The organism is Rubripirellula amarantea (genome assembly GCF_007859865.1).
GTDB classification, from domain to species: Bacteria; Planctomycetota; Planctomycetia; order Pirellulales; family Pirellulaceae; genus Rubripirellula; species Rubripirellula amarantea.
On the sequence record NZ_SJPI01000003.1, the window covers coordinates 653,044 to 676,236 of the forward strand.

Here is a 23,193-nt window from a genome sequence, read left to right on the forward strand (position 1 = left end):
GACTAAGCAGCCTCGCCGTCGCTGATTTCACCATTCTCGCTGACGTCTTCGAAGCGGATCGAGACGCGTTTGCTAACGCCGGATTCTTGCATTGTCACGCCGTAAAGAGTTGTCGCAGCAGTCATGGTTTTCTTGCTGTGCGTGACGACCACAAACTTACTGTGATCAAGAAACTCATTCAGCACGGTTACAAAGCGACCGATGTTTGCTTCGTCAAATGGTGCGTCAACTTCGTCGAGAACGCAAAACGGGCTTGGTCGATACTTAAAGATCGACATCAACAAAGCCACAGCGGTCAGCGCTTTCTCGCCACCCGATAGCAGCGAGTTGTTGAAACTCGGCTTGCCCGGCGGCGTGGCAACAATCTCGACACCGGCTTCGAGCGGATCCTCGGACTCTTCCAAAATCAAGTCGGCATGACCACCGCCGAATGACTTGCGATAGAGCAATTGAAAGTTTTGTCGAATCGCTTCGAGCGTATCCATGAACAAGCGACGTGAATCGGCGTTAATCCGACCGATGATACGTTGCAGCGAATCTTTCGCAGCCGTCAGGTCTTGGTACTGCCCGTGCAATTCGTCGTAGCGAGCTTGCAAACCTTCGAGTTCTTCGAGGGCTTCCATGTTGACGCTTTGCGTTTTTTGAAGTTGTGCCCGTAAGTCGCCAATTTCATTCTCGACCGCATCACGGTCTTCGGGCTCGGCAAAATCTTCCGGCGGCTCTTCGGCTTGCAAGTCGATCTGGTAATCGTCCAACAACCGTGACGCCAACGTTTCGCGGCGCAGCATTGCGTTATCTTTCCGCGCGGTGATGGTGTGCAATGCCTCACTAGCTGCGGCAGCGTCTTTGATAGCCTGCTCGCTTGCCTTCAAGATGTCGCGATTGGTTCGGCGAACTTCCGCTGCATCACCGGCAAGTTCTCGCAACCGGATATCGCTTTGATCGACGTCCCACTGCAATTCCGCAAGACGGTTCGACGCTTCCAAGATCCTTGTATTCAAATCGGCAATACGAGCTCGCCCGAGGTCGGCTTGCTCGCGAACCTCAGCAACGGCGGCTTCGCGTTGGCTTTGGTCGCGTTTTTGTTGAGCCAAAGTTGCTGCTAAGGCCTCGTGTTTCTGTTCAGCTCGGGCAAGTTCCACCGAGATCGACATCACTCCGGCAGTCGCGGTTTGCAACGACGTTTGGGTTTCCGACAGCATCTCGTCGAGTTCAGCGGTTTCAAGTTCCAACCGCTCAACGTCTTGCTTTCCGGCTTGAATCTGGGACTGCACACTTAGACGTTCCGTCGTTGCACTGTCGCGCAAGGTGGTCGCCGCAGCAATCTCGACTTCAATCTCTTCGCAAATCGTTTCTTGTTGCTGTCGTCGTTCGATTGTGTGTCGGCATTCGGCATCCGCGGCGGCACGTTGTGTGATGAGCCCGCGATGTTCGACTTCGATCCGTCCCAGTGCGGCCGCTTCTTCGTCAACCCGAGCAGCCAGACGCTGCGTTTCCGCTTCGGCTTCCCCGATCTGATATTGGTAATGCTTGATTTCGTTTTCGGATGCGTTGAGTTCGCTCTTTCGACTGACTAATCCAGCGGCTGCGGCGGAGGGGCCAACCACGGTGGAACCATCGTTTTCTAGCAGTTCGCCGTTGGACGTAACAAAACGCAGGCCCGCGCCGCTTAACTTCCGAAGCCCCAAAGCCGTTTCCAGCGAATCGACCAGCCACGTGTTGCTTAGCAAGTGCCGCGCAAGCGGTTCCAAAGTCGGTGAGCAGGAAATCATTCGATCGCCGCGTCCCAACACACCGCGAAGGCCATCCAAACGGATGCGATCGCCGGGACGACGGGCGGGCAGTTCGTCGATACGAATCAGCCCTACGCGATGATTGAGTTTCAATTTGCCATCGAGGATCGCCTGTTGAATTTCACCACCGTCAACGATCAGGTATTGGCTACGTTCACCCAGGGCGGCATCAATCAGCGGCGCGACCTTAACGTCGACATCAAAGCACTCAGCCACCATGCCATGAAGTTGTTTCGCGAAAGGTGACTTGTCTTGACGAATCTGCTTTAGGATGGCCTGCACGCCACCGGACACACCTTCTTGGCGGCGTTCAAGATCGCTGAGCACTTTTTGTCGCTCAGTCACTCCCTGCAGTCGCATCTTTAGCGCGGACACCTCTTCTTGGCGGCGCTGCAGCATCCGTCGACTCTCGGAAACCTTCGCGTCGGCTAGTTCGACTTCCTTGCCCGTCGCCGCGATGGCCTCGTCGAGTTGCTTCACCTTCGCGGTCGCCGCTTCCGCTTCAGTTTGCGCGGTCGCAAGGTAATTCTGCGATGTGCTTAATCGCCGAGCCAGATTGGTCAGCGTGCGGGTAGCTTCGGCGACACGTTGTTCAATGCGTTGATTCTGGGCCTGAAAGTCGGCAACTTTGCGAACGATCGCAAGGTGTTGGCGTCCTACCTCATCACGTTGCCGTCGAACCTCACTCGCTTCGTTTTGAATTTTGTCGCGATTCGTCTCGGCTTCGGTGCTGCGGGCCCGAACAGCCTCCATTTCGAGTCGATAGTCTTCGAGCCGTTCGTTCGCGCCTCGCAATTCAGCAGCCGCCGATCCGGCCTGAGCTTGCAACAATCTGGCACGTCGAAGCGACGCTGCAACGCCTTTACGCAAATCGACAATCGCGGATTGGTCAGCGTCGCGGCGACCTTCCATTTGAGCGATCTGGCCGAGTGCAGAGCTTCGTTCGGATTCGACCGCGCGTGCCTCGTCGGCGATGTTTTGCAACTGAGCATCCGCTGCTTGACGCCGCTCGGTCATTTCGGTGCGAAGCGCTTCGAGTTCCGTTTGCCGAGCTGCCGCGGTAGCCAGTTCGGTCGCAGCAGATTCCAGTTCGCTCGAAAGGTTGATCCAATCGGTCCAGGCAATTTGCAACCGAAGCTCTTTCATTCGCTCGGTCGCCAAGCGATATCTTTCCGCCTTGCTGGCCTGCGATCGCAAACTCTTTAGCCGCGATGCGACCTCATCGACGATGTCCCCGAGTCTTGTCAGATTCGATTGCACACGGGCAAGTCGGCGTTCGGCTTCGATCTTCTTTGCTTTAAATCGACTGATCCCCGCCGCTTCTTCAAAGATCGCACGGCGATCCTTGGCGTTAGCGTTGAGCATCTTATCGACTTTGCCTTGTTCGATCAGGCTGTACGCATCGATTCCGATGCCGGTGCCCCGAATCAGGTCTTTGACATCCTTCAAGCGAACGGGTTGAGCATTGATCAGGTATTCGCCTTCGCCACTGCGATAAACTCGCCGTGTGACGTGAACCTCAGGTGCGTCGACGGGCAACGCTCCATCGGCGTTGTCGAAAACGATCGTGACTTCGGCCATTCCGGCGGGGCCGCGGGTTTGAGACCCTTTGAAGATCACATCGGACATGTCCTTGCCGCGAAGGCTCTTGGCGGACTGCGACCCTAGCACCCACTTCATCGCATCAACGATGTTGGATTTTCCAGAGCCATTAGGACCGACCACAACGGTGATCCCATCGGGAAAATCAAAACGCGTCCGATCCGCGAAACTCTTGAAACCGGCCAGCTCGAGTGCTTTTAGCATGCGAAGGGTGAATGATCGGTTTCAAACGGAGGACGAACAGGAAGACGGCGAAGCAGGTTGCTCGCGGCGAGATGTGGCTGGTGATAAGCCAATTTGTCTCGTCCAGAGTAGATAAAACCCCTTCGGGAGCCTAGCTCTGTTTTGCCGCCAACCCCTTAAATATAGGGCTTTCCGGCAGATTTGCCCAAAACTCGCCTGTGGAGTCTGGGATTGCGATCGGGCGGCAATTTGGGGTATTTGCTTAAGTAATAGGTTTGCTTCACACCGCCCTCGGACCCGAATGAGCCCTTTGCCGCTGAATCTGCATCGCTTGATCTTGCTCGGAGCGGCCCATTGCCTGCTGTCGGTTGGGTGGGCGTGCGCCAGTGACTCCGCTCTTTCGCAGATCGAGCAGGCGGTGGCGGCCGGACAACTTGATTCCCTCAGCGACCAAATTCAAGGTATCGACTGGTCCGAAACCACGCCCGATCGCGCGATCAAAACCTTGGTTCGAACCGCTCGGGCCTTCGAACAGGCTGGCAATCTGGACATGGCAGCAAAGTTGTACCAGGAAGCCGGCAAGCAAACTCATCGAGGCGATACGCAAACACCGCAAGACGGAACAACATCTCGCTTTGCGAACCAGCGAACCGTCATTCAGCTCGCTTTAATCTCGGTCGCCACTCGGCAAAATGACCATGTCCAAGTGATAAGCTCACTTGAAGAACTTGCAGCCAATCCCCACCTGATCGCGGCCCCCCAACGCCAAGCCCTTCTTAGTCTGGCGTTTAGCATGGGCGCTAGCTCGCTGAACGAACAAAACTTCGATAGTGCCGCTGATGCTTACCGAGCCGCCGAGGCGCTCGCCGACGAGGAACAAAAAGCCACGGCGCTGCTGGGCCAAGCCTGGACCACGGTACTGCGAGCCACCGAGCCTCTGCAAGCGGCGCAACAATTGGGATCTTTCGTCGAGCGTTACCCCGATCATCCCGATGCAGCGCAAGCGACCCGTGTTTGTGCCAAGTGTTTGACGGAAGTCGGCCGAGTCGATGACGCTCAACGAATGTTGTCCGACCTCCTGATGCGATGGCCCGACTCCGTTCCCGCGAAGGAGCTTGTCGAAAGTCACGTGGGTTTAGGTTTTGACGAAATTCCCGAATCGGTACGCGGATGGCTGCTCGGCCAATGCGAACACTCAGCAAGCCTTGATTGGTCTGCCACATTAATGGGACTGTCCATAAGAGTCGCATGCCAAGTCGGACAAGCTGACAAAGCACAACTCATGGCCGAAAAACTTGCCCGTCAAGATCTGTCAGGTCAAGCGACCACGGATCTGCTGGACCAACTCGATGACCAAGACGCCGAGTGGTTGGCGTCGATGTATGTTTCCCCCGCCCCGCAGTTACAAGTCACCAGTAAAGTTCGCGAAGCTGCTTGCCGGTGGGCCGGCCGCAACGAAAAATGGTCAATGCTAGCCATGGCCGCGCAAAGCGAATCAATCGACCGTGCAACCTCGGGACGTAGCGTAGCAGTCGAACGACTATTTGCTGAATCGCTGATGCAAACGGGCAAGACTTCCGAAGCGAGAGAGTGGTGGAGCCACATCGCCGACACCCGCAATGCTAGCGATTTCGCAACGTTGCTGAGGTGTGCCGAGGCGGAAACGGCCACGGGAAACGATACGAGCTTGGCTGAGTCACGAATCTCATTGGCGCGGCAATCGTGCGGCGATAACGAATTTGCCGTCACGTTGGTGGATCTGCTAGCCGCTGAATTAGCGATCCGGCGTTCACGTTTCGACGAAGCACGATCATTGCTCGAAAATGTGATCCGAGGCGTCGGCATCGACCGACATTTACGTGGGCGAGCTCAATGGTTAATCGGCGAAACCTTCTACCTTCAAAATAAATTTACCGACGCCATCAATGCTTATCGAAGCGTGGAAGGTGTTGACCCGGACGGGCCTTGGGTGGCCGCTGCATTGGTTCAGGCTGGGAAATCATTTGAACAATTGGGGCGGACACGAGAGGCCACGGTTTGTTACGGAACTCTTCTAGGCCGGTTTGCCGATTCGCCGTATTCCGATGCGGCACGCAAGCGGATGGCCGCGATTTCACCCGCATCCACCCGCGATCTATCTCCCCCGATAAGACGATGAACCCATCTCCACTCGCTTCTAAGCGATCACGAACGACATCGCCGCCACGATCCTCGCAGATCGCACGATCGCGGATCATGCGACCATCGAGCACGCCCTTGCTGACGCGATTGGCGGCGCTACTGATGCTGTGCGCCGGCTCGATTTGGTGGATGTCATCGATGCCGCACGCGATGGGACAGTTCACGCCAGCGCAAAACTTCGGGCAAACACAAAACTACAACAATGGTGCCTATCAACCGGCCGCGTATCCTCAATCGCAAACCGGCGGCATCCCTGCGATTCCCGCTTCCTCGCAAGAATTCGCGGCCACCGACGAGAATGCGGAAGTGGCAGCCGAGCCAACCCCATGGCAAGTTCCCGCCTTCATCCAGAAGATTTCACAAGGTGGGTGGTTAATGATCCCTTTGGGAATCTGTTCGCTCATTGTGTTGACTCTTTCGTTTGAACGCATGATCGCGCTACGCCGCAGCCGCGTGATTCCACGACCATTTGTGCGACGATTCACCGAATGTGTCGAAGATGGGCAACTCAGCTACGAAGAAGCCACCGCGATCTGCGAAGAGTTCGATTGCCCGGTCGCCGAAGTGTTTCGCGCTGCGGTTCGACGATGGGGTCGCCCCATGTTTGAAGTCGAACAAGCCGTCATGGACGCCGGGGACCGCGTCGCCGATGGACTCAAACGATTCTTGCGAGTCTTTCATGCCATCAGTAACGTCGCACCCCTGCTAGGACTGCTCGGTACTGTGCTGGGCATGATCCAGGCATTCGAAATTATCAGCAGTCAAGAATCGATGGGTCGCCCCGAAATGTTGGCCTCGGGAATCAGCGTCGCGCTTATCACCACCGCTGGTGGACTATCCGTTGCGATTCCAGCTTACCTCGCTTACATGTATTTCAGCAGCAAGTCCGATCGCTACTTGGGTGAGATCGACAAACTTTGCCAACGGGTCGTCGATTGTATTTCAGCCGAAGGTCTTGAAGAAAACGGCAACAACCGAAACCGTAAAAAGCGAGCGGCCTGATGTCCAAACGCCAAAACAGTGAAGACGTCACGATCAACTTGACGCCAATGATTGACGTCGTGTTCTTGCTCGTGATCTTCTTCATGGTCGGTAGCAAGTTCAGCGAAGCCGAAAGCCGAATCAAGGTGAATGTCCCTAGTGTGGGCGAAATGAAATCGCTGGCCCGGGTTCCTGACGAACGCGTGGTAGCGATCGCGGTCGATGGCACAATCACACTGGATGAGTCCCCCATTACGCTTGACCAGTTGACTCGAACTCTACAAAGCGAACACGCCAACTACCCTGGCATGCGAGTCGCCGTGCGTGGTGAAGCCAGTGGATCAGTGCAGCAGATGGTCGAAGTGCTGCACGCTGTGCGAGTGGCGGGAGTCGATCAGATCGGCATTGCCACCCAAAGGATGCGGCGTTGAACGTCCCCGCTGGTTTCTGGGAGGACTCGCGACTGGTCTACGCGGTCGCCGCCGCTGCCGTTGCGCTATTGCTCGCCACGATTTGGCTATTTCGTCGCCGAGAAAAAACCGGTCGCGGCGCTGGCATCGTCTGCCTCATTCTTTCGATCGCCCTGCACGTCGCGCTGATTTTCTTGGTCCCCCTCATCACATCTAACGGGGGCGCGACGACGGCGTCCAACGAAACGCAAAACGATCCTTCCGACAGCGAAATTTCGTTCTCGACGTTCGATCCTAACTTGGATTTCGAAACCACTTCGGCGGATGACGAATCATCGACCATTGCGCCGCTTCCCATCAACAGTTTGGCCGATTTTGCGAAAGCCGCACCGTCCCCCCAACCAGAAAACGAACCAAACCAGGATCCATTACCCGCTGAAGAAACACCAGCGTCCAAGACACTTGCCCCTAGCGAATTGGTGGCTGCCGAGATGGTCACCGCCGAAATGGCCGCAGCACTTTCAAGCGATGCGTTAAGCGACATGTTCGATGAAGCGTTCGCGATGGACGATTCCATCGAAACACCCGAACCCGAGACGGAAGCGTCGCTCGAACCAGCGATGACAGCCGAGCATAACGCTGCTGCAACCGACGCCCCGCAAATCCAATCTCAACCTCATCTCAAGCCCCAACCGCAACCTTCGCCACCACCCACCACTCGCGTCACCGATCTTCCGGATGCATCCGCCACGAAGGCGAACGTTCCCGGTGCAATAGCGAACGACTTTGCTGCTCGTGTGGGTCAAGCCAAAACAATCGCGCTACGTCAAACCGGTGGCGACGAAAACACAGAAGCCGCTGTGGAAGCAGCGCTTGCGTTTCTGTGTCGTTCGCAACGATCCGATGGAGCATGGGATCCTGCCGCTTCGGGTGCTGGCCGAGAACGTGCGCCCTTGGGAATGACTCGCGCGGGTGCCGGAACGAAATGCGAATCGGCGCTGACCGGACTTTCGCTGTTGGCCCTACTTGGCGCCGGACACACGCACCAAGAAGGTCAACATGCTGATCATGTCTACCGAGGACTAGCCTACCTTATTCAAAAGCAAAAGCCTGACGGATCGCTTGCCGGTGACGCAACGATCTACGCCAATACATACTCGCATGGGATGGCGGCGCTTGCGATGGGCGAAGCCGCTGCGATCACACAAGACCCATCGGCCGTCGATGCCACCAACCGCGCCATCGGATTCACGCGTCGCATGCAGAATCCTTCGACCGGCGGTTGGCGTTACAAGCGAGGCGATCCCGGTGACCTCAGCCAACTCGGCTGGCAAGCGATGGTACTTGACGCCGGCTTTCGTGCGGGAGTAACTCTCGATAGGAATTCGATAGCCGGGATCGAACGTTTTCTGTTGAGCGTTCGAATGGGAACAACCGGCGGCTTGGCATCCTATCGACGCGGCGAAGCCCCCTCGCGGACGATGACCGCCGAAGCACTCGCTACGCGGTTGCTAATTGGCGAGAAAGTTCCGGCGATGGAAATTCGCGAAGCCGAAAATTACTTGCTGGCTCAACTTCCGGGTGTGGGGCAAGACAACTACTATTATTGGTACTACGCCACGCTAGCCTTGCATCAATTGCAGGACGACGCTTGGCGAAAATGGAATACGGCACTCAAAGACCGTCTCCTTTCCACTCAGCGGCCCGATGGTAGCTGGCCCGACACGACGGTTTGGGGCGGCTATGGCGGAACCGTTTACACCACTGCAATGGCGACCCTGTGCCTGGAAGCCTACTACCGCCACACGATCCGCGACGAGCGTCCGCAAGTCGCTCAAGAATCAACGATAAACTCGAGCCCGGTGAATCGTCGATAGACACGCAATCGCTCGCCCAAACGATTCGACAAGCAGCGTCCCAACAAGGCTTTGACTTGATCGGCATCGCGCCAGCAGTCGACTCGGCTGGCTTTTCAGATTTGGCGAAGTGGATTGACGATGGCTATGCCGCTGACATGGCCTACTTCGCCGATCGCCTGGACGCCTATCGACACCCCTCAGGCGTCCTTCCTGGTGCTAAATCCATTCTTGTGATGACGTTGCCTTACGCCAACGATCTCACGCACCACGATCTCACGCACCACGATCCCAAGCACCACGATCAAGCCGGCCGAGGCCGCCTAGCTCGCTACACTTGGCAGGGCACCGACTACCACGACGTTATCCACCCCAAGCTGAAGCAATTGGTAACGCTGGTCCGGCAACTTGCGCCGCACGCGAATGCTCGCGGTGTCGTCGACACGGCGCCGATTATGGAACGAGAAATTGCTCAGCTCGCCGGACTTGGGTGGCGAGGGAAGAACACGCTGTTGCTGAACAAGCATCGTGGCAGCTACTTTTTTCTAGCTTGCTTGCTACTCGACATCGAACTGCCGTACAGCACGCCGCACGTTACCGATCACTGCGGAACGTGCACCGCTTGCCTTGACGCTTGTCCCACGCAAGCGTTCCCTCGCCCCGGCGTTCTCGATGCGAGCAAGTGCATCAGCTATCTGACGATTGAACACCGCGACATCATTCCCACTGCTTTGCGAGACGGCATTGGCGATTGGGTATTCGGCTGCGATGTCTGCCAAGAGGTTTGTCCATGGAATCAAAAGCATGCGTCTGAACAGCCAGACGTCTCGGCATCAGCAAAAACGCTCGATCTTGTTGAACTGTTCTCGCTCGATGACGATGCATTTCGCAAACGATTTCGCAAGACGCCGTTGTGGCGAACGCGACGCCGCGGAGTATTACGAAACGCAGCAATCGTCTTGGGGAACCAAAGACACCGATCCGCGGTCGAAGTTCTTTCCCATTCGCTTGATGATATCGACCCCATCATCCGCGGCGCCGTTGCCTGGGCGCTGGGAAAAATCGGTTGCACAAGCGCGGCACCTGCGTTAGCCGATCGCCTCAAGATTGAATCCGACGAAATCGTTCAAACCGAGATCGGCGATGCGTTGCGGAAAATTCGCTAGCACTATCTGTAGTACAAAGTGCTGCCAAAGTTACAACTTGTTGCGCAAGCATTTTAATTGCTTCACGGTTACGTCATATTCCGCCACTCAACAACAGCGGCCACGACCCATGACGCACACAGGAGCCCAAGATGCACGCAGCCAGTCGCAAGTCGCGAAGTGACCAGAAACAGGCGACGCGACCACGCTATCGTCCAAGCCCGATCCACCGCTACCCGTCGGGTGATGCGTATCGACTTGGCCTGGGTCGTTCAGCACCGCGTAACGCTGTCGGTGATCGCTTAGCGAGAGAACTTGCAGTCCTGTCACTCGACGACGACCAACCCTCGGTCTACGTCTTCGTCCGCGCAATCGCCCGAGAGCTAAAGATCCGTTACTACCAGCGAACAACCCAAAAGACATACCTCGCCGCCATTCGCTCTCTGCTCCGGTGGCTCGGCCGACCGCCACACGTGCTCAATCGCGAACATGTACGAGCTTACATGGAATACCTCTATGACGGCCACCGCAGCGCATCCGATATGGGTGTGCAATTGGCGGCGATTCGATTGGCGTGGGACAAAATGTGTTACCGCGATGTGACGCTTGGTCTAGAAATTCCGCGCAAGAAACGCTCGCGACCGGTGATCATCAGCCGCAACGAGATCGTCAGGCTGCTTTGTGCCGCTCGATCCCGCCGCGATACCTTGTTGATAGGTCTTATGTACGGAGCCGGACTTCGGGTAAGCGAGGTATCTCGATTAAGATGGCGGGATATTGATTTTGATCGTCAACAAATGTTCGTCGAGCAAGGCAAAGGGGCCGCAGACCGCCATGTCGGATTGCCTTTGCAATACCAACCGTTGCTACAAAAAATGATGCAGGGATGTCAAAGCGATGAGTTCGTCTTCGCGGGGGAAAGCCCCACCCGTCGCGCTGACCGACACATCAGCCCACGTACGGTCCAGCGTGCCGTGGCGACCGCGAGTGTGATCGCTGGGATTCAAAAGCAAGTCACGCCACACTCCCTGCGTCATGCGTTTGCGACTCATTCGTTTGAAGACGGTTGCGATATCAGACGCATTCAAAAGGTTCTCGGCCATGCCAGACTTGAAACAACTACGATCTACGTTCATGTCGCGAAATCACAAACTAATTTCGCCAGCCCATTGGACCGCTTGACCGGAGTGCACGCACCATCGAAAAACGAGTCCGCACAACGTCAGATTGATAATCAATCTTCGGTTTCGCAACCTACATGCCAAGCGATTGCTACCGCCCCCACCCATTCGGTCGCCGCGTTAGCACTGCATAGCCGTCGTCACCCCGATGCAGATGCGAATGAATATGCGCGCACCCGGCGAACTCAAATTGCGATTGAGATCAAAACGGCGAAGCGCCGCCACTATCTACGCGGAACGATTGCTGAAATGCCGCGAGAAGGGTTTGTAACAATCGAATTGCCCGCAGCCGAAGAATGGGAGTCCACCATCGCGAAATTCCCCAAGCCCGTTCGTGAGCGTGTGCAATCGCCAGAGTTTTACCAGATTCTGCAGCGCGCGATCACGTCCCGGATGCTCAAAGAAGCGTCCAACGATACTAGTTCTCACCCCCTTCGCAATGTCAAGCAAGGGACGGATTGCCGAAGTCCGATCGACTAGCCCAACGCGACACGATCTCTCACCAACTAGCTGATTCTCAAAGCTAGGTTTGGTAGGCACAAAGCCCCAAAGCGTAGAGCGATGCCCAGCATCGACCGAACGCTCTAGGATGCGCAGATGTTACGGGACAGGCGGCCGAATGTCAGCCTGATTCGCGAACGATATCTGAATGGATCACTCACCGAATAAGGCGAGTGTCATTAGAGCACGAGAAATTGCACACCGGCCGCGCACCAGCTAAGCTAGCTACACCGTGCACACCAACTCCCCCGCCACAGGCAGGGGGTGTCGCACAAAGTGTATGTTGCACGGCACTCCGCGTGAGTATCGCTTACCGACAATCTCGAATTCGCACTCTTGGCGCGCACGCCGCGCGCTATCGCACCCTTTACGTTTTTGCTGCAACTGCGTGGACAGTCTTTGCTGACGCATGCATTCTGAGTATCTGCTTGGCTGAATCTCGTACGTCTTTCGGTGGTTGGTGTGGTACCTGTGTAGCTGAGGCGCAGTATTCACTGTACGTTGTAAATCCGCTTTTGCTCTGCACGTCGATTCTTGCAACTTTGTTCGTTCGCCTGCTTGGCTCGCGCCTCTACCGTCTCGCCCGCATCTTCACAATTGCGTCCCTTGCGGTGATTGTCGCCCCCATCTGCACGGTCTTGTACGCAAGTTGCATCGAGAGTCTTCACTGATGCTCCGTGCCGTGCAACATGGTTTTTACGCTAGGCCTTCGGCACACCTTCCTTGTTTGGCGACGCGGGCTGGCCTTGGTACAATCTTCCGTAGTTCGGGCATCGCTCGCTTCGTTTAGGGCGGTGTCGTAAAAACCTTCCGTTATGTGCCACAGGTGATCGGTACTGCGATGGACTACGCTGGCCCAATTGACCTCGACGCGTTGATTGACCTCGACGCGCTTGCAGATCGTGGCGCATCGCATTGGACGTTTCTCGCGTTCCCGTCACACAGCGTCAACGAACACGGGGTGCCATCCGACCCTGCCGCCCAGCGATACATTGCTGCGGTTCAATCTGCTGGCGTGCCCGTTGGCATCTGGCGCAATTCGCCCGTCGATGGCACTGCCTATGCTGCCGTCGCCCACGACACGATTCCCCAGCTTCACTCTTCGATTGAACGTCTATCTCAATTCTCCGAATCGTTTGCCGCCGATTTGTCCGAACGATTGTTCCGCGGGTCCAGCGCGGGTGGCACATAACATGGTTTTTACGCTAGTCGCGGCTGTCGTCGTTGGAGAGTCGTTCGGTGGGGCACGTCGTTCGCTTCGGTAGATTTCCCTCTGGTGCAAACCCGCGATCACCTTGGCTCTTTCGCAACGGGCCCTCGCATTGGTACAATGTTTCTTTACTCAGAGTCACTCGCTTCGTTTAGGGCGGTGACGTAAAAACCTTCCGTTGTACGGCCCTACCGATGATTGAATTCCTGATCCGCCGCGACGATGGGCAGTGGTTCGATTTTCACTACGACCAGATTCCGGAGATGCTGCATCCATCCACGTTCGATTTCACCGTGGTGGACGGTTGGGGTACACATCGCATTCGTGTGGGCGAGACCGACATCTCATTCTCTGACGAAGACCCCGGATTTCAGATCTGCTTCGAGGGCGACGGCATTGACGCGGACACCGCTGCCCAAATTGTCGCGGAGGTTGCGGCCAACATCACGTCCGTCACGGGTCAATCTCATCGCATAGTGGCCCTGTAGCTCACCGGGCCGTACAACATGGTTTTTACGCTAGGCCTGCGGCACACCTTCCATCTTTGTCAACGCGGGCTGGCCTTGGTACAATTTCTTATAGTTCAGACATCGCTCGCTTCGTTCAGGGCGGTGTCGTAAAAACCTTCCGTTAGGCGACCTCAGTTAATGGCAGTTCCAACCGTCGAACAACTGACCGACGCGGTTGTTGACGCTGCCGCGACTGCATTCCGCGAACTCTTCGCCACGGGCGAGACCTTCTACTACTGCGTGCTTATCACGACTGGCGACGCGCTACCCCCGTACATTGCGGCGTGGTCACATGAGTCGCTCGCCAACGCGGGTGATCCGGAGCTTGATCGCTGGCACTACGCTTCGTCACCATACCTCGACTTCGGTTCCCAACACTTTGCCCCGGTGCGTGATCTTTGGTTCGCTCGCCCTGCAATCGACACCGGTGACTGTCGCACCGAATACGATCTGCGGATGACTGCGCTTGAATCGGCCATGCTTCGTCTTGATGCAGCGGATGTCTTTGGTTCCGCTGACGCCCGGCAGCGACTCATGATTAACGTCGAGGTTGTACCGCCGGATCACACGAACACCGAGCGTGCAATACGACTCAATCCGCCTGAATCAATCACGCAGTGGCTTGCCGAGGCTGCCGAACCACTCGATGATGGCACGGTCGCCTAACATGGTTTTTACGCTAGGCCTTCGGCACACCTTCGTTGGTAGGCAACGGGCGCTGGCATTGGTACAATCTCTCGTGACTCAAACTCCACCGCTTCGGTAACGGCGGTGTCGTAAAAACCTTCCGTTGGGCGACCTACCGTAATGGAATATCTAGGTCATCCGTACTTCGATGCGTCTGACCGAGCCGATTGGCTCGAACTGCCTATTGACCATGATGGCAACCTTATTCCAAGTGACATCGGCGACTCGTTGGATACCGTCATACGGCGTGACTTTGACCGCATTACCAAGCTCGTTCTCGATCGCCTGACAAAATGTTCGCCCGATGAATGGCTCGCCGAATGTCCACACGCACTGCTCAACGACGTTTCGTACTGCCCTGTTGGCGACGGCAGCGCTCGCATCTTTGTCGAATACGCGTTTCGCCCCAGCCTCACAGAGAACTCCTACCACACTGACTCGTGGTGGGCTATCGTCCTTTGTCCGTACGTGACCGGTAATCCGTACACGGACGCAATGGACTACGTGATCGAGCACTTTGGATGGTCGGTTCAATAGCAGGGCACCGGTCGCCCAACATGGTTTTTACGCTAGGCCTTCGGCACACCGCTGTCGTTTGTTCAAGCCTCCCTCTGCTGGTAGAATCTTCCGTAATTCAGACATCGCTCGCTTCGGTAACGGCGGTGTCGTAAAAACCTTCCGTTGGCCGACCTACCCGAATGGACACAATACGCTGGATCGTCGTTTGTGTCGTTTTGTTACCTGCTGCGGTTTACACCACCTTCAACTTTGGCCTCGCTGTACGCAACCTTATCTTCTACGCCGATCGGGGGCCGTCATGGATTCCGCTGGTCGGATTCCTCGCTGCTATCGTCGGCCTGTTGGCCGTTCCCAAGAACGACTCCACGGTTTCCGGGGTCGCTGTGTTCGCATTCGCAACATTCATTCTATTCGACGTCTCGTACATTGCCGTTGGCGTCTTCAACGCGGTTCGGTCACGCCTGACCGGACGCCCGCCGTCGTGATGCAGACGGTCGGCCAACATGGTTTTTACGCTAGGCCTTCGGCACACCTTCGTTGGTAGGCAACGGGCGCTGGCATTGGTACAATTTCTCGTGATTCAAACTCCACCGCTTCGTTTGGGGCGGTGTCGTAAAAACCTTCCGTTGGCCGACCCTAGGTTTTCCTAAACGCCATGTCGCTGGATGAATACCGCTACCTCTGGGACGGATCGCAACCCGGCTGGACGCTTCATCGCGTTAACCAGATCGACTGGACTGTCACGTTCCACTTCGATGCAACGGGGCCAACCGCCCGCGAGGTGTCGGACATGCGCACCCTACTGGACTGCTTTCGTGATCTACCGATGTCTGCCGTATGGGCTCAGCTCCGTGGTCGCTCGTCCTACACAACAACTGATTCGGTTGGCAACCTTGAGATGCGTTGGCTCGTCGATGCCGCTGACCGCGCGGGCCTCCGGACGACCCCAAACCCGACGGATTCCGGCGGGCTCCTTCCGGTGCATGTCGATGGACACGCGCTGATAATCGAGGACGAGAAGCTAGCTGCCGAGGTCACGCAATTGATGCTCGATGCGGGTGTGCCCGCCACTGATGTCCACGTCGATTGATGCGCTCCGGGTCGGCCAACATGGTTTTTACGCTAGGCCTTCGGCACACCTTCGTTGGTAGGCAACGGGCGTTGGCATTGGTACAATTTCTGGTGATTCAAACTCCACCGCTTCGGTAACGGCGGTGTCGTAAAAACCTTCCGTTACGCGACCCAGTCGTCTCTTTATGCAACGTTTTCACCAGCTCATATTCGTCGCCTCACTCTTGGCGCTTAGCTGGTTCGCAATGATGGCCGTCCACGAATTCGGCCACGTTATCGGCGCACTGACCACTGGTGGCGCCGTTGAGCGTGTTGTGCTGCATCCACTGACGATCTCCCGTACTGACGTTTCCCCGAACCCAAATCCTTCGATCGTCGTTTGGCTTGGCCCAATCCTCGGCTGCATCATCCCTGCTGCTATCTGGGGGTGCATCCCACACTGCTACGCCTCGGCGCGCAATATCGCGGCGTTCTTTGCCGGTTTTTGCCTGCTCGCAAATGGCGCGTACATCGCTATCGGCTCCTTTGACCGTGTCGGTGACTGTGGCGTCATGCTTCAGCACGGATCACCTCTCTGGACGCTTCTTGCTTTCGGCTTGGTCACAATCCCACTTGGCTTCTACTTGTGGCATCGTCTCGGCTCCGTCAGGCAATTCATCGCCGACCCATCGTTGGTCGATCCGATCGTGGCCTACGCTCTACTTGGGGCTTTGTTGGTGATGCTGGCACTCGAACTCACGATTTCACCGCGGTAGGGTCGCGTAACATGGTTTTTACGCTAGGCCTTCGGCACACCTTCCATCTTTGTCAACGCGGGCTGGCCTTGGTACAATCTTTCGTAGTTCAGGCATCACTCGCTTCGTTCAGGGCGGTGTCGTAAAAACCTTCCGTTGTACGCCAGAGACCTCAACCTACTTGGCTGGCCATGCCGCTTGACTCAATAAACTTCAACGCGTTCACTTTCGACAAGTACTTTTGGGAGGGCAAGCACGCAATTCCATGGCTCGCTGCGGTTGTCGAAATCGTAATTGACGGCGACCCTACACGTATCCCTGACACGCAACGTTCAATACTCGCTTTCGTCCACGACCTGCCTAGCTCGACCCGCGAAACGCTTCAGCAGTACATTTACGACGAATATCAATCCGAAATCTACGGCGCTTACTCCGGTGGCGATGATGTCACACCTCCGATTTCTGGGCCAACGGACATCTGGAACCTTATTTCTGAACCGGGCGTCGCAATCTCCGACATTGCAGAACCCGAACGTCACTTCGTTGTCTCGTTTGAGTGCGTATGGGATCCCGAACACGGACTCTCAATTCTATTCAATGATCGCGGTGAACCCGTAGACATCGGCGGGCAGGGCGACCACTTCTAGGCGTACAACATGGTTTTTACGCTAGGCCTTCGGCACACCTTCGTTGGTAGGCAACGGGCGCTGGCATTGGTACACTCTTTCGTGATTCAAACTCCACCGCTTCGCTTGGGGCGGTGTCGTAAAAACCTTCCGTTATGTGACCGAGGCGCTCGATGGATCGTAAACGCGTTATCTACATCGACGTCGATGACACGTTGATCCGCACTGTTGGCACCACGCAGATTCCCATGCCCGCCAGCGCGGACTACGTTCGCCGGATGCACTCGGCTGGCCACGCTCTCTACTGCTGGTCGCGCGGCGGTGGCGACTACGCGCGTGACGTCGCGACATCGCTCGGTATCGCGGACTGTTTCGTTGCGTTCTTGCCCAAACCGGACGTCTGCCTTGACGATCGCGGCGACAAACTGCTCGACTATTGTGACGTGATCCTGCCCGGCAACGCGTCGAACCACTGACCGCATCCAATGCTCGCCCCATGCTCGCGGTCACATAACATGGTTTTTACGCTAGGCCTTCGGCACACCTTCGATGGTAGGCAACGGGCGCTCGCATTGGTATACTTTTTCGTGATTCAAACTCCACCGCTTCGTTCGGGGCGGTGTCGTAAAAACCTTCCGTTAGCGGACCCTAGGTTTTGGTAATTCCATCGCTCATTGCAGCAACGCGTATGACCGGAAACATCATCGCGGCGATCGTACTCCTCGTCGTCTGTGTTGCGGTCCTTCGATACCTGCGCCGAAGTTCATCGGACCGACAACGCGGCCTTCCGTGGATCGCGCTCATTGCGGGGCCTGCGTTTGCGGCATTCTACGTTTGGATCGACTACAACTGGATTCAGCCGTACAACTATCGAACGTGGGATGACGCGATCCACTCAATCATTCCCGTGATGATCGTTGGTGCGTTCGGCGGATGCGTCGGGGCCGCGTCTATCTGGATTGGAAATCGTCTCACAGGGCAACGGGTCCGCTAACATGGTTTTTACGCTAGGCCTTCGGCACACCTTCCATGTTTGGCAACGCGGGCTGGCCTTGGTATAATCTTTCTTGGTTCAGGCGTCGCTCGCTTCGTTCAGGGCGGTGTCGTAAAAACCTTCCGTTGGCAGACACAGATCAATCATGGGCACAACGTTTGTCAGCATTGGTGATCACGGATTCTGGATGCGTGACGGTGTCCTCGAACTCTGGCTTCGATTGCTGGCTCTGCACCTCGAAGACCCTGCTGATGATTCGTCCCCTTGTGATGCAATCCGCTCTCAATGGTTGCTCGCATCTCGCGGATACTTCAACGGTTGCGTTCCACTTGATCTTGAATCTGATATTTCAACTGACGCTGGCCGCAAACTGATACTCGACGCCATCGCATCTCTTCGTAAATCACTCGAAAGCGCACCTGAAACGCTCGATCATCACGTACTGAATCTTCTCGGCTTTTCCGGGCCTTTCAGCGGCAATCCTGACACTTGGCGGCTTCTTGATGTGGCGGACGCGTTCGTTGACCTCATCGAGGGGCGTGTTAACGGTACCGCAAAAACTACCGAATGGATGCCCGGCAGCGCCAAACGTAATTGAAAATCTACCGGCAATTCAGTGTCTGCCAACATGGTTTTTACGCTAGGCCTTCGGCACACCTTCCAACTTTGTCAACGCGGGCTGGCCTTGGTACAATCATTCGTAGTTCAGACATCGTTCGCTTCGTTTTGGGCGGTGTCGTAAAAACCTTCCGTTGTGCGGCAACTCCCGTATGGAAATCATCCGCATCACCGATCAGCAAAACGGCACTCTCACTGAGTTTTACGCTCGCGAGAGCGATGGTTACCGCAATGGTGGTTCGGACACCAACGCTGACATGCTCGCAAACATGGTTCGCCTGCTCGACGCGCTTGCTGACGCTGATGGTCCAACACTCTTTGGCGTTACGTCACACTTCCGTTTGCGCTTGCTGAACATTGACGACTATCGTGCCCCAACGGTTGCCACAATCCAACCTGTGATCGACGGGCCAAAGACATTCGGCTTCGACATCGCCTATCCTATGCCCAACAGCGACTCACCATGGGACAATGCGTGGGTTCGTGGGCTTGCATTCGACGCTGAAATGGCCGTCCCAATGGTGCTTTCGGCCATCCGTCACTCAGCAAACATCGCGTAGCCCATGCTCGTGTTGCCGCACAACATGGTTTTTACGCTGAGGCCCTTCGGGCACACCTTCCCGCTTTGGCAACACGGGCTGGCCTTGGTACAATTTCCGTTGTTCAGGCATCGCTCGCTTCGTTCAGGGCGGTGTCGTAAAAACCTTCCGTTGTACGGCCCTACCGATGATTGAATTCCTGATCCGCCGCGACGATGGGCAGTGGTTCGATTTTCACTACGACCAGATTCCGGAGATGCTGCATCCATCCACGTTCGATTTCACCGTGGTGGACGGTTGGGGTACACATCGCATTCGTGTGGGCGAGACCGACATCTCATTCTCTGACGAAGACCCCGGATTTCAGATCTGCTTCGAGGGCGACGGCATTGACGCGGACACCGCTGCCCAAATTGTCGCGGAGGTTGCGGCCAACATCACGTCCGTCACGGGTCAATCTCATCGCATAGTGGCCCTGTAGCTCACCGGGCCGTACAACATGGTTTTTACGCTAGGCCTGCGGCACACCTTCCATCTTTGTCAACGCGGGCTGGCCTTGGTACAATTTCTTATAGTTCAGACATCGCTCGCTTCGTTCAGGGCGGTGTCGTAAAAACCTTCCGTTGGGCGACTCAGGCTAATCGTTTCCGTAACCCATGAATGTCGCTGACGAACTCGAACTCGCCCGCAAGCTTGCCTCGAAATGGCAGCTCAACGTCCCAGAACGCAATTCGCTACCTGCTGCGGGTCTTGCGGCGTCCATGTTGGTTCAGGCGATCCGTGAAATTCTAGCCAAATCGCCGTGCTACCCTGCTGACTGGAATCCGGACGTCGCGAACTACGAAGGTGTCGTTATCACCTCAACCGCAACCGGCTTTCGCACCCACACTCGCCACGAAATCGGCTATCAACGTTTCTCTGACGCAACGGTGGCCGACGTGGATGCCCTCGACGATGCAGTACGGGCACTGGTGTCCCACGTTTTCTCACTCCACAATATTGACGGAATCCCGTTGGACTGGACACGTTAAACCCGCTTCAGAGTCGCCCAACATGGTTTTTACGCTGAGGCCTTCGGCACACCTTGGCTCTTTGGCAACGGGCCATGGCCTTGGTACAATTTCGCCTAGTTCATGCATCGCCCGCTTCGTTCAGGGCGGTGTCGTAAAAACCTTCCGTTAGGCGACCTACCGATAACTGAATACAACGACGAATACCCGACTTGCGAACGGACCTACGCAACGCTGCGCATCTACGCCGACACGCTTTCACCTGAAGAAATCACATCGTTACTAGGTGTCGAACCTACTAAATCACAACCTGCCGAGTCTCGCCCCAAGGGCGTTCGAGACGTTCCCGCCGGCTGGTTTCTTTCGTCCGACGGCATTCTCGATTCATGCGACGTCCGACGGCACATTGACTGGCTCATCAACAAACTCCTTGACTCTCACGACGGCCTAAAGACTATCCGAGCTTCCGGTGGCCGCGCCGACATTTCCTGCTTCTGGGTCTCCGCAGGGGGTCACGGCGGACCGTCGATTTGGCCGCACCAAATGTCCTCGTTGGGTTCGCTCGGCCTCGAACTGTGGTTTGATGTTTACCTCGGTGGTGAGTGACCGGTCGCCTAACATGGTTTTTACGCTAGGCCTTCGGCACACCGCTGCCGTTTGTTTAAGCCTCCCTCTGGTGGTAGAATCTTTCGCAGTTCAGCATCGCTCGCTTCGCTTAGGGCGGTGTCGTAAAAACCTTCCGTTAGGCGACCTAGATGAACCCAAAGGCAGACCGTGATTGCCCGAAATGCGGAACCACCTTCGGTTCCGTTATCGACTACGGCGTCTGCCCCAACTGCAACACCAAGTTCTACGCCTCACCGACACACATCGCGCTCGCTGGTCGCCTTGGGGCGTGTTCCGGCGACAAACTTCTGATCGCAATTGCGGCGTTTCACTCTGTCCCCGTTTTGCTCACGCTTGACCAACCGATCTGTGACTCGACCCGTAAACTGATTCCTGAATCTACGGCTCGCGAATTTCGCTTGATCCCCGTGGTTGTCGATGACCTTGTGCGTATCGCGGTTCCCGATCCGCTCGACGAACGACTCTTCGATACTCTCACCTCGCTTCTTGGCGACTTCCCGTCGTTCGCCGTTGCACGTGACTACGACATCCGTCGCCGTATCAACGAATCCTACGGTTGCATTCCGTCCGACACGATGGACTTCACTCCGGGGCGGCCGGTCGCCTAACATGGTTTTTACGCTAGGCCGCTCTCCGTTGGAGAATCCTTCGTCCATGAACGTCGATCGCTTCGGTGGCGTTTTGCCTCGATGGAAACGGCGGCACACCCTCGCTCTTTGTTCAAGCTGCGATCCTTTGGTAAACTGTTTGGTGATTCGACACTTGTTCGCTCCGTTCGGGGCGGGTGTCGTAAAAACCTTCCGTTGTGCGGCCCTAGATCAATCTGATGCAAACCGTTGAACTGATCGACCGTGTGACCTCTGAGCTTGACGATTGGCTTGCAGCCAATCCCGATCATCCCCTCGTCGATGATTCTCCTTGGTGGCCGAATCTCCGTGCGAAGATTCAAGCAATGAAACAAATCACCAACGACTCGGCGGCGCTTTCTCGCGCGTACGGTACGGTCATGCACTTGATCGTTGACAGCGGGCCGGGCTGCGATATCGCCCCATCTTTGGACGCTCTTGGTCGGGTGGTTTCGCGTGGTTCAAACTGCTAATACGACGCTGCCGGGCCGCACAACATGGTTTTTACGCTAGGCCTTCGGCACACCTTCGTTGGTACGCAACGGGCGCTGGCATTGGTACAATCTCTCGTGATTCAAACTCCACCGCTTCGGTAACGGCGGTGTCGTAAAAACCTTCCGTTGGGCGACCTACTCAATCAAATGGAACGCGACGAACTGATACTCGCACACGAATCTGGCTTCGTTCGTTCGTTCCTCATTCGCGAGCGACGTGACCGATACCTGTCTCAACTGCAACTTCCAAAAAAGCGCGGAACGCTTCTTGATCGCCTAAACCACCGCTTCCACCGCGATCTCGACGATCGCCACATTTGCGATTCGCCGACACTGCCGCCCCTCGACACGCTTTGCTACATCATCGCATCGGAAGACAAACTGGATGGCAACTTTGTCCCCGCTTCCGATGTGCCTGACTTGCTCGCATCGGCCGCATTTGGCATTGTCGTCTCCTACATTCCGGGCAAACTCGCTGCCTACAAGGACGAGGCGCCATCGAACACGATTTGGCTCCAGCGCCCGTAGGTCGCCCAACATGGTTTTTACGCTAGGCCTTCGGCACACCGCTGTCGTTTGTTCAAGCCTCCCTCCGTTGGTACAATTTCCGGTAGTTCAGACATCGTTCGCTTCGTTTAGGGCGGTGTCGTAAAAACCTTCCGTTGTGCGGCTCAATGAAACGAAAACGCGACTTTGAACGACGTAAGGATCACCGGAAGCAACTCGATAAGGCCACGGCACTCGCAATCGCTGTCGAAGAAGGACTGCCTCTCGCCGAATCTGTTCGTGGCGTCCCATACTCCTCAACGCCGGTTTCGATTAGCCGAGTCGAAATCGGCTGGCTGGTGCAATTTGCGCCGACTTCGCACATTGATGCTGACGGACGCAAAGTCTTCAACGTGCAATACATCGTCGATGATCGCGACCGTCGACTTCATCCGGTCGGAACCTTTGGTGCGCGTCGTATCGTCGAGGAGATCCTATACCGGCGTGGCTAACCCGAATTGTGGCGAGAGCCGCACAACATGGTTTTTACGCTAGGCCTTCGGCACACCTTCGCACTTTGGCAACGTGCGTTGGCTTTGGTACAATTTCC

At 56.1% G+C, this 23,193-nt stretch carries 26 protein-coding genes; 25 read left to right on the plus strand and 1 reads right to left on the minus strand.

All coding sequences use genetic code 11. From position 1 onward, the window contains the following. Window positions 1-2: 2 nt before the first annotated feature. Window positions 3-3,599, minus strand: coding sequence for a chromosome segregation protein SMC (smc, locus tag Pla22_RS22475; RefSeq protein ID WP_146517019.1), 3,597 nt, complete (start codon window positions 3,597-3,599; stop codon window positions 3-5). Window positions 3,600-3,879: 280 nt separating this feature from the next. Here smc and Pla22_RS22480 point away from each other — a divergent pair, with 280 nt between their 5' ends. The 25 genes from Pla22_RS22480 (at window position 3,880) to Pla22_RS22600 (ending at window position 23,095) form a co-directional block, all read left to right on the plus strand. Beyond that, window positions 3,880-5,736, plus strand: a complete 1,857-nt coding sequence (locus Pla22_RS22480; RefSeq protein WP_146517020.1) for a tetratricopeptide repeat protein — start codon at window positions 3,880-3,882, stop codon at window positions 5,734-5,736. Window positions 5,737-5,888: 152 nt separating this feature from the next. Beyond that, complete coding sequence (locus tag Pla22_RS22485; RefSeq protein WP_390620300.1) at window positions 5,889-6,761, plus strand: MotA/TolQ/ExbB proton channel family protein; 873 nt, start codon at window positions 5,889-5,891, stop codon at window positions 6,759-6,761. Then, window positions 6,761-7,171, plus strand: coding sequence for an ExbD/TolR family protein (locus tag Pla22_RS22490; protein WP_146517021.1), 411 nt, complete (start codon window positions 6,761-6,763; stop codon window positions 7,169-7,171). Before Pla22_RS22485 ends, Pla22_RS22490 begins: the two co-directional genes overlap by 1 nt. Then, a complete protein-coding gene (locus Pla22_RS22495) occupies window positions 7,168-9,027 on the plus strand; it encodes a prenyltransferase/squalene oxidase repeat-containing protein (protein ID WP_207310457.1) in 1,860 nt (619 codons plus the stop codon). The genes Pla22_RS22490 and Pla22_RS22495 overlap by 4 nt, the downstream gene beginning before the upstream one ends. After that, window positions 8,931-10,172 (plus strand): tRNA epoxyqueuosine(34) reductase QueG, encoded by a 1,242-nt coding sequence (queG, locus tag Pla22_RS22500; RefSeq protein WP_390620297.1) that lies wholly within the window; start codon window positions 8,931-8,933, stop codon window positions 10,170-10,172. The genes Pla22_RS22495 and queG overlap by 97 nt, the downstream gene beginning before the upstream one ends. A 131-nt stretch (window positions 10,173-10,303) precedes the next feature. Further along, window positions 10,304-11,812, plus strand: coding sequence for a tyrosine-type recombinase/integrase (locus tag Pla22_RS22505; protein ID WP_146517022.1), 1,509 nt, complete (start codon window positions 10,304-10,306; stop codon window positions 11,810-11,812). 847 nt (window positions 11,813-12,659) lie between these two features. Then, entirely contained in the window at window positions 12,660-13,025 is a 366-nt protein-coding gene (locus tag Pla22_RS22510; RefSeq protein ID WP_165440793.1) for a hypothetical protein, read from the plus strand. Window positions 13,026-13,237: 212 nt separating this feature from the next. Then, window positions 13,238-13,531: a hypothetical protein gene (locus Pla22_RS22515; RefSeq protein WP_146517024.1), complete on the plus strand. Its 294-nt coding sequence runs from the start codon at window positions 13,238-13,240 to the stop codon at window positions 13,529-13,531. A 159-nt stretch (window positions 13,532-13,690) separates the two neighbouring features. Beyond that, complete coding sequence (locus Pla22_RS22520) at window positions 13,691-14,218, plus strand: DUF4303 domain-containing protein (protein ID WP_146517025.1); 528 nt, start codon at window positions 13,691-13,693, stop codon at window positions 14,216-14,218. A 141-nt stretch (window positions 14,219-14,359) separates the two neighbouring features. Next, the gene (locus Pla22_RS22525) at window positions 14,360-14,776 is read left to right on the plus strand and encodes a hypothetical protein (protein ID WP_146517026.1); all 417 of its coding nucleotides are present in this window, start codon (window positions 14,360-14,362) and stop codon (window positions 14,774-14,776) included. A 161-nt stretch (window positions 14,777-14,937) separates the two neighbouring features. Next, the gene (locus tag Pla22_RS22530) at window positions 14,938-15,243 is read left to right on the plus strand and encodes a hypothetical protein (RefSeq protein ID WP_146517027.1); all 306 of its coding nucleotides are present in this window, start codon (window positions 14,938-14,940) and stop codon (window positions 15,241-15,243) included. Between the two features lie 170 nt (window positions 15,244-15,413). Then, window positions 15,414-15,848 (plus strand): hypothetical protein, encoded by a 435-nt coding sequence (locus tag Pla22_RS22535; RefSeq protein ID WP_146517028.1) that lies wholly within the window; start codon window positions 15,414-15,416, stop codon window positions 15,846-15,848. A gap of 166 nt (window positions 15,849-16,014) precedes the next feature. Continuing rightward, window positions 16,015-16,584 (plus strand): hypothetical protein, encoded by a 570-nt coding sequence (locus Pla22_RS22540; protein WP_146517029.1) that lies wholly within the window; start codon window positions 16,015-16,017, stop codon window positions 16,582-16,584. 170 nt (window positions 16,585-16,754) lie between these two features. Beyond that, a complete protein-coding gene (locus Pla22_RS22545; protein ID WP_146459378.1) occupies window positions 16,755-17,210 on the plus strand; it encodes a DUF6985 domain-containing protein in 456 nt (151 codons plus the stop codon). Between the two features lie 152 nt (window positions 17,211-17,362). Beyond that, window positions 17,363-17,665 carry a hydrolase gene (locus Pla22_RS22550; RefSeq protein WP_146517030.1) on the plus strand — a complete coding sequence of 101 codons (303 nt, stop codon included), beginning with the start codon at window positions 17,363-17,365 and terminating at the stop codon, window positions 17,663-17,665. A 212-nt stretch (window positions 17,666-17,877) separates the two neighbouring features. Continuing rightward, on the plus strand, window positions 17,878-18,183 hold the full coding sequence (locus Pla22_RS22555) for a hypothetical protein (RefSeq protein WP_146517031.1): 306 nt from the start codon (window positions 17,878-17,880) through the stop codon (window positions 18,181-18,183). A 145-nt stretch (window positions 18,184-18,328) separates the two neighbouring features. Continuing rightward, on the plus strand, window positions 18,329-18,781 hold the full coding sequence (locus Pla22_RS22560; RefSeq protein ID WP_146517032.1) for a hypothetical protein: 453 nt from the start codon (window positions 18,329-18,331) through the stop codon (window positions 18,779-18,781). Window positions 18,782-18,953: 172 nt separating this feature from the next. Then, a complete protein-coding gene (locus Pla22_RS22565; protein ID WP_146517033.1) occupies window positions 18,954-19,361 on the plus strand; it encodes a hypothetical protein in 408 nt (135 codons plus the stop codon). 166 nt (window positions 19,362-19,527) lie between these two features. Further along, window positions 19,528-19,821: a hypothetical protein gene (locus tag Pla22_RS22570; RefSeq protein WP_146517024.1), complete on the plus strand. Its 294-nt coding sequence runs from the start codon at window positions 19,528-19,530 to the stop codon at window positions 19,819-19,821. Window positions 19,822-19,996: 175 nt separating this feature from the next. Next, entirely contained in the window at window positions 19,997-20,371 is a 375-nt protein-coding gene (locus tag Pla22_RS22575) for a hypothetical protein (RefSeq protein WP_146517035.1), read from the plus strand. A 102-nt stretch (window positions 20,372-20,473) separates the two neighbouring features. Next, window positions 20,474-20,956: a DUF4279 domain-containing protein gene (locus Pla22_RS22580; RefSeq protein WP_146517036.1), complete on the plus strand. Its 483-nt coding sequence runs from the start codon at window positions 20,474-20,476 to the stop codon at window positions 20,954-20,956. Between the two features lie 149 nt (window positions 20,957-21,105). Continuing rightward, window positions 21,106-21,585, plus strand: coding sequence for a GspE/PulE/PilB domain-containing protein (locus tag Pla22_RS22585; RefSeq protein WP_146517037.1), 480 nt, complete (start codon window positions 21,106-21,108; stop codon window positions 21,583-21,585). A 218-nt stretch (window positions 21,586-21,803) separates the two neighbouring features. Continuing rightward, on the plus strand, window positions 21,804-22,076 hold the full coding sequence (locus Pla22_RS22590) for a hypothetical protein (RefSeq protein WP_146517038.1): 273 nt from the start codon (window positions 21,804-21,806) through the stop codon (window positions 22,074-22,076). 147 nt (window positions 22,077-22,223) lie between these two features. Further along, window positions 22,224-22,625, plus strand: a complete 402-nt coding sequence (locus Pla22_RS22595) for a hypothetical protein (protein WP_165440794.1) — start codon at window positions 22,224-22,226, stop codon at window positions 22,623-22,625. A 146-nt stretch (window positions 22,626-22,771) separates the two neighbouring features. Continuing rightward, on the plus strand, window positions 22,772-23,095 hold the full coding sequence (locus tag Pla22_RS22600) for a hypothetical protein (protein WP_146517040.1): 324 nt from the start codon (window positions 22,772-22,774) through the stop codon (window positions 23,093-23,095). Window positions 23,096-23,193 lie beyond the last annotated feature (98 nt).

Excerpts from the sequence above, each read along its gene's own strand:
- Pla22_RS22485 (WP_390620300.1), top strand. The coding sequence starts at position 5,889 with ATGTCATCGATGCCGCACGCGATGGGACAGTTCACGCCAGCGCAAAAC.
- Pla22_RS22545 (WP_146459378.1), top strand. The coding sequence starts at position 16,755 with ATGCCGCTTGACTCAATAAACTTCAACGCGTTCACTTTCGACAAGTAC.
- Pla22_RS22580 (WP_146517036.1), top strand. The coding sequence starts at position 20,474 with ATGCATCGCCCGCTTCGTTCAGGGCGGTGTCGTAAAAACCTTCCGTTA.
- Pla22_RS22520 (WP_146517025.1), top strand. The coding sequence starts at position 13,691 with ATGGCAGTTCCAACCGTCGAACAACTGACCGACGCGGTTGTTGACGCT.
- Pla22_RS22515 (WP_146517024.1), top strand. The coding sequence starts at position 13,238 with ATGATTGAATTCCTGATCCGCCGCGACGATGGGCAGTGGTTCGATTTT.
- Pla22_RS22505 (WP_146517022.1), top strand. The coding sequence starts at position 10,304 with ATGCACGCAGCCAGTCGCAAGTCGCGAAGTGACCAGAAACAGGCGACG.
- Pla22_RS22575 (WP_146517035.1), top strand. The coding sequence starts at position 19,997 with ATGAATGTCGCTGACGAACTCGAACTCGCCCGCAAGCTTGCCTCGAAA.
- Pla22_RS22570 (WP_146517024.1), top strand. The coding sequence starts at position 19,528 with ATGATTGAATTCCTGATCCGCCGCGACGATGGGCAGTGGTTCGATTTT.
- Pla22_RS22535 (WP_146517028.1), top strand. The coding sequence starts at position 15,414 with ATGTCGCTGGATGAATACCGCTACCTCTGGGACGGATCGCAACCCGGC.
- Pla22_RS22525 (WP_146517026.1), top strand. The coding sequence starts at position 14,360 with ATGGAATATCTAGGTCATCCGTACTTCGATGCGTCTGACCGAGCCGAT.
- Pla22_RS22590 (WP_146517038.1), top strand. The coding sequence starts at position 21,804 with ATGCAAACCGTTGAACTGATCGACCGTGTGACCTCTGAGCTTGACGAT.
- Pla22_RS22550 (WP_146517030.1), top strand. The coding sequence starts at position 17,363 with ATGGATCGTAAACGCGTTATCTACATCGACGTCGATGACACGTTGATC.
- Pla22_RS22530 (WP_146517027.1), top strand. The coding sequence starts at position 14,938 with ATGGACACAATACGCTGGATCGTCGTTTGTGTCGTTTTGTTACCTGCT.
- smc (WP_146517019.1), bottom strand. The coding sequence starts at position 3,599 with ATGCTAAAAGCACTCGAGCTGGCCGGTTTCAAGAGTTTCGCGGATCGG.
- Pla22_RS22585 (WP_146517037.1), top strand. The coding sequence starts at position 21,106 with ATGAACCCAAAGGCAGACCGTGATTGCCCGAAATGCGGAACCACCTTC.
- Pla22_RS22565 (WP_146517033.1), top strand. The coding sequence starts at position 18,954 with ATGGAAATCATCCGCATCACCGATCAGCAAAACGGCACTCTCACTGAG.
- Pla22_RS22540 (WP_146517029.1), top strand. The coding sequence starts at position 16,015 with ATGCAACGTTTTCACCAGCTCATATTCGTCGCCTCACTCTTGGCGCTT.
- Pla22_RS22555 (WP_146517031.1), top strand. The coding sequence starts at position 17,878 with ATGACCGGAAACATCATCGCGGCGATCGTACTCCTCGTCGTCTGTGTT.
- Pla22_RS22560 (WP_146517032.1), top strand. The coding sequence starts at position 18,329 with ATGGGCACAACGTTTGTCAGCATTGGTGATCACGGATTCTGGATGCGT.
- Pla22_RS22480 (WP_146517020.1), top strand. The coding sequence starts at position 3,880 with ATGAGCCCTTTGCCGCTGAATCTGCATCGCTTGATCTTGCTCGGAGCG.
- Pla22_RS22490 (WP_146517021.1), top strand. The coding sequence starts at position 6,761 with ATGTCCAAACGCCAAAACAGTGAAGACGTCACGATCAACTTGACGCCA.
- Pla22_RS22600 (WP_146517040.1), top strand. The coding sequence starts at position 22,772 with ATGAAACGAAAACGCGACTTTGAACGACGTAAGGATCACCGGAAGCAA.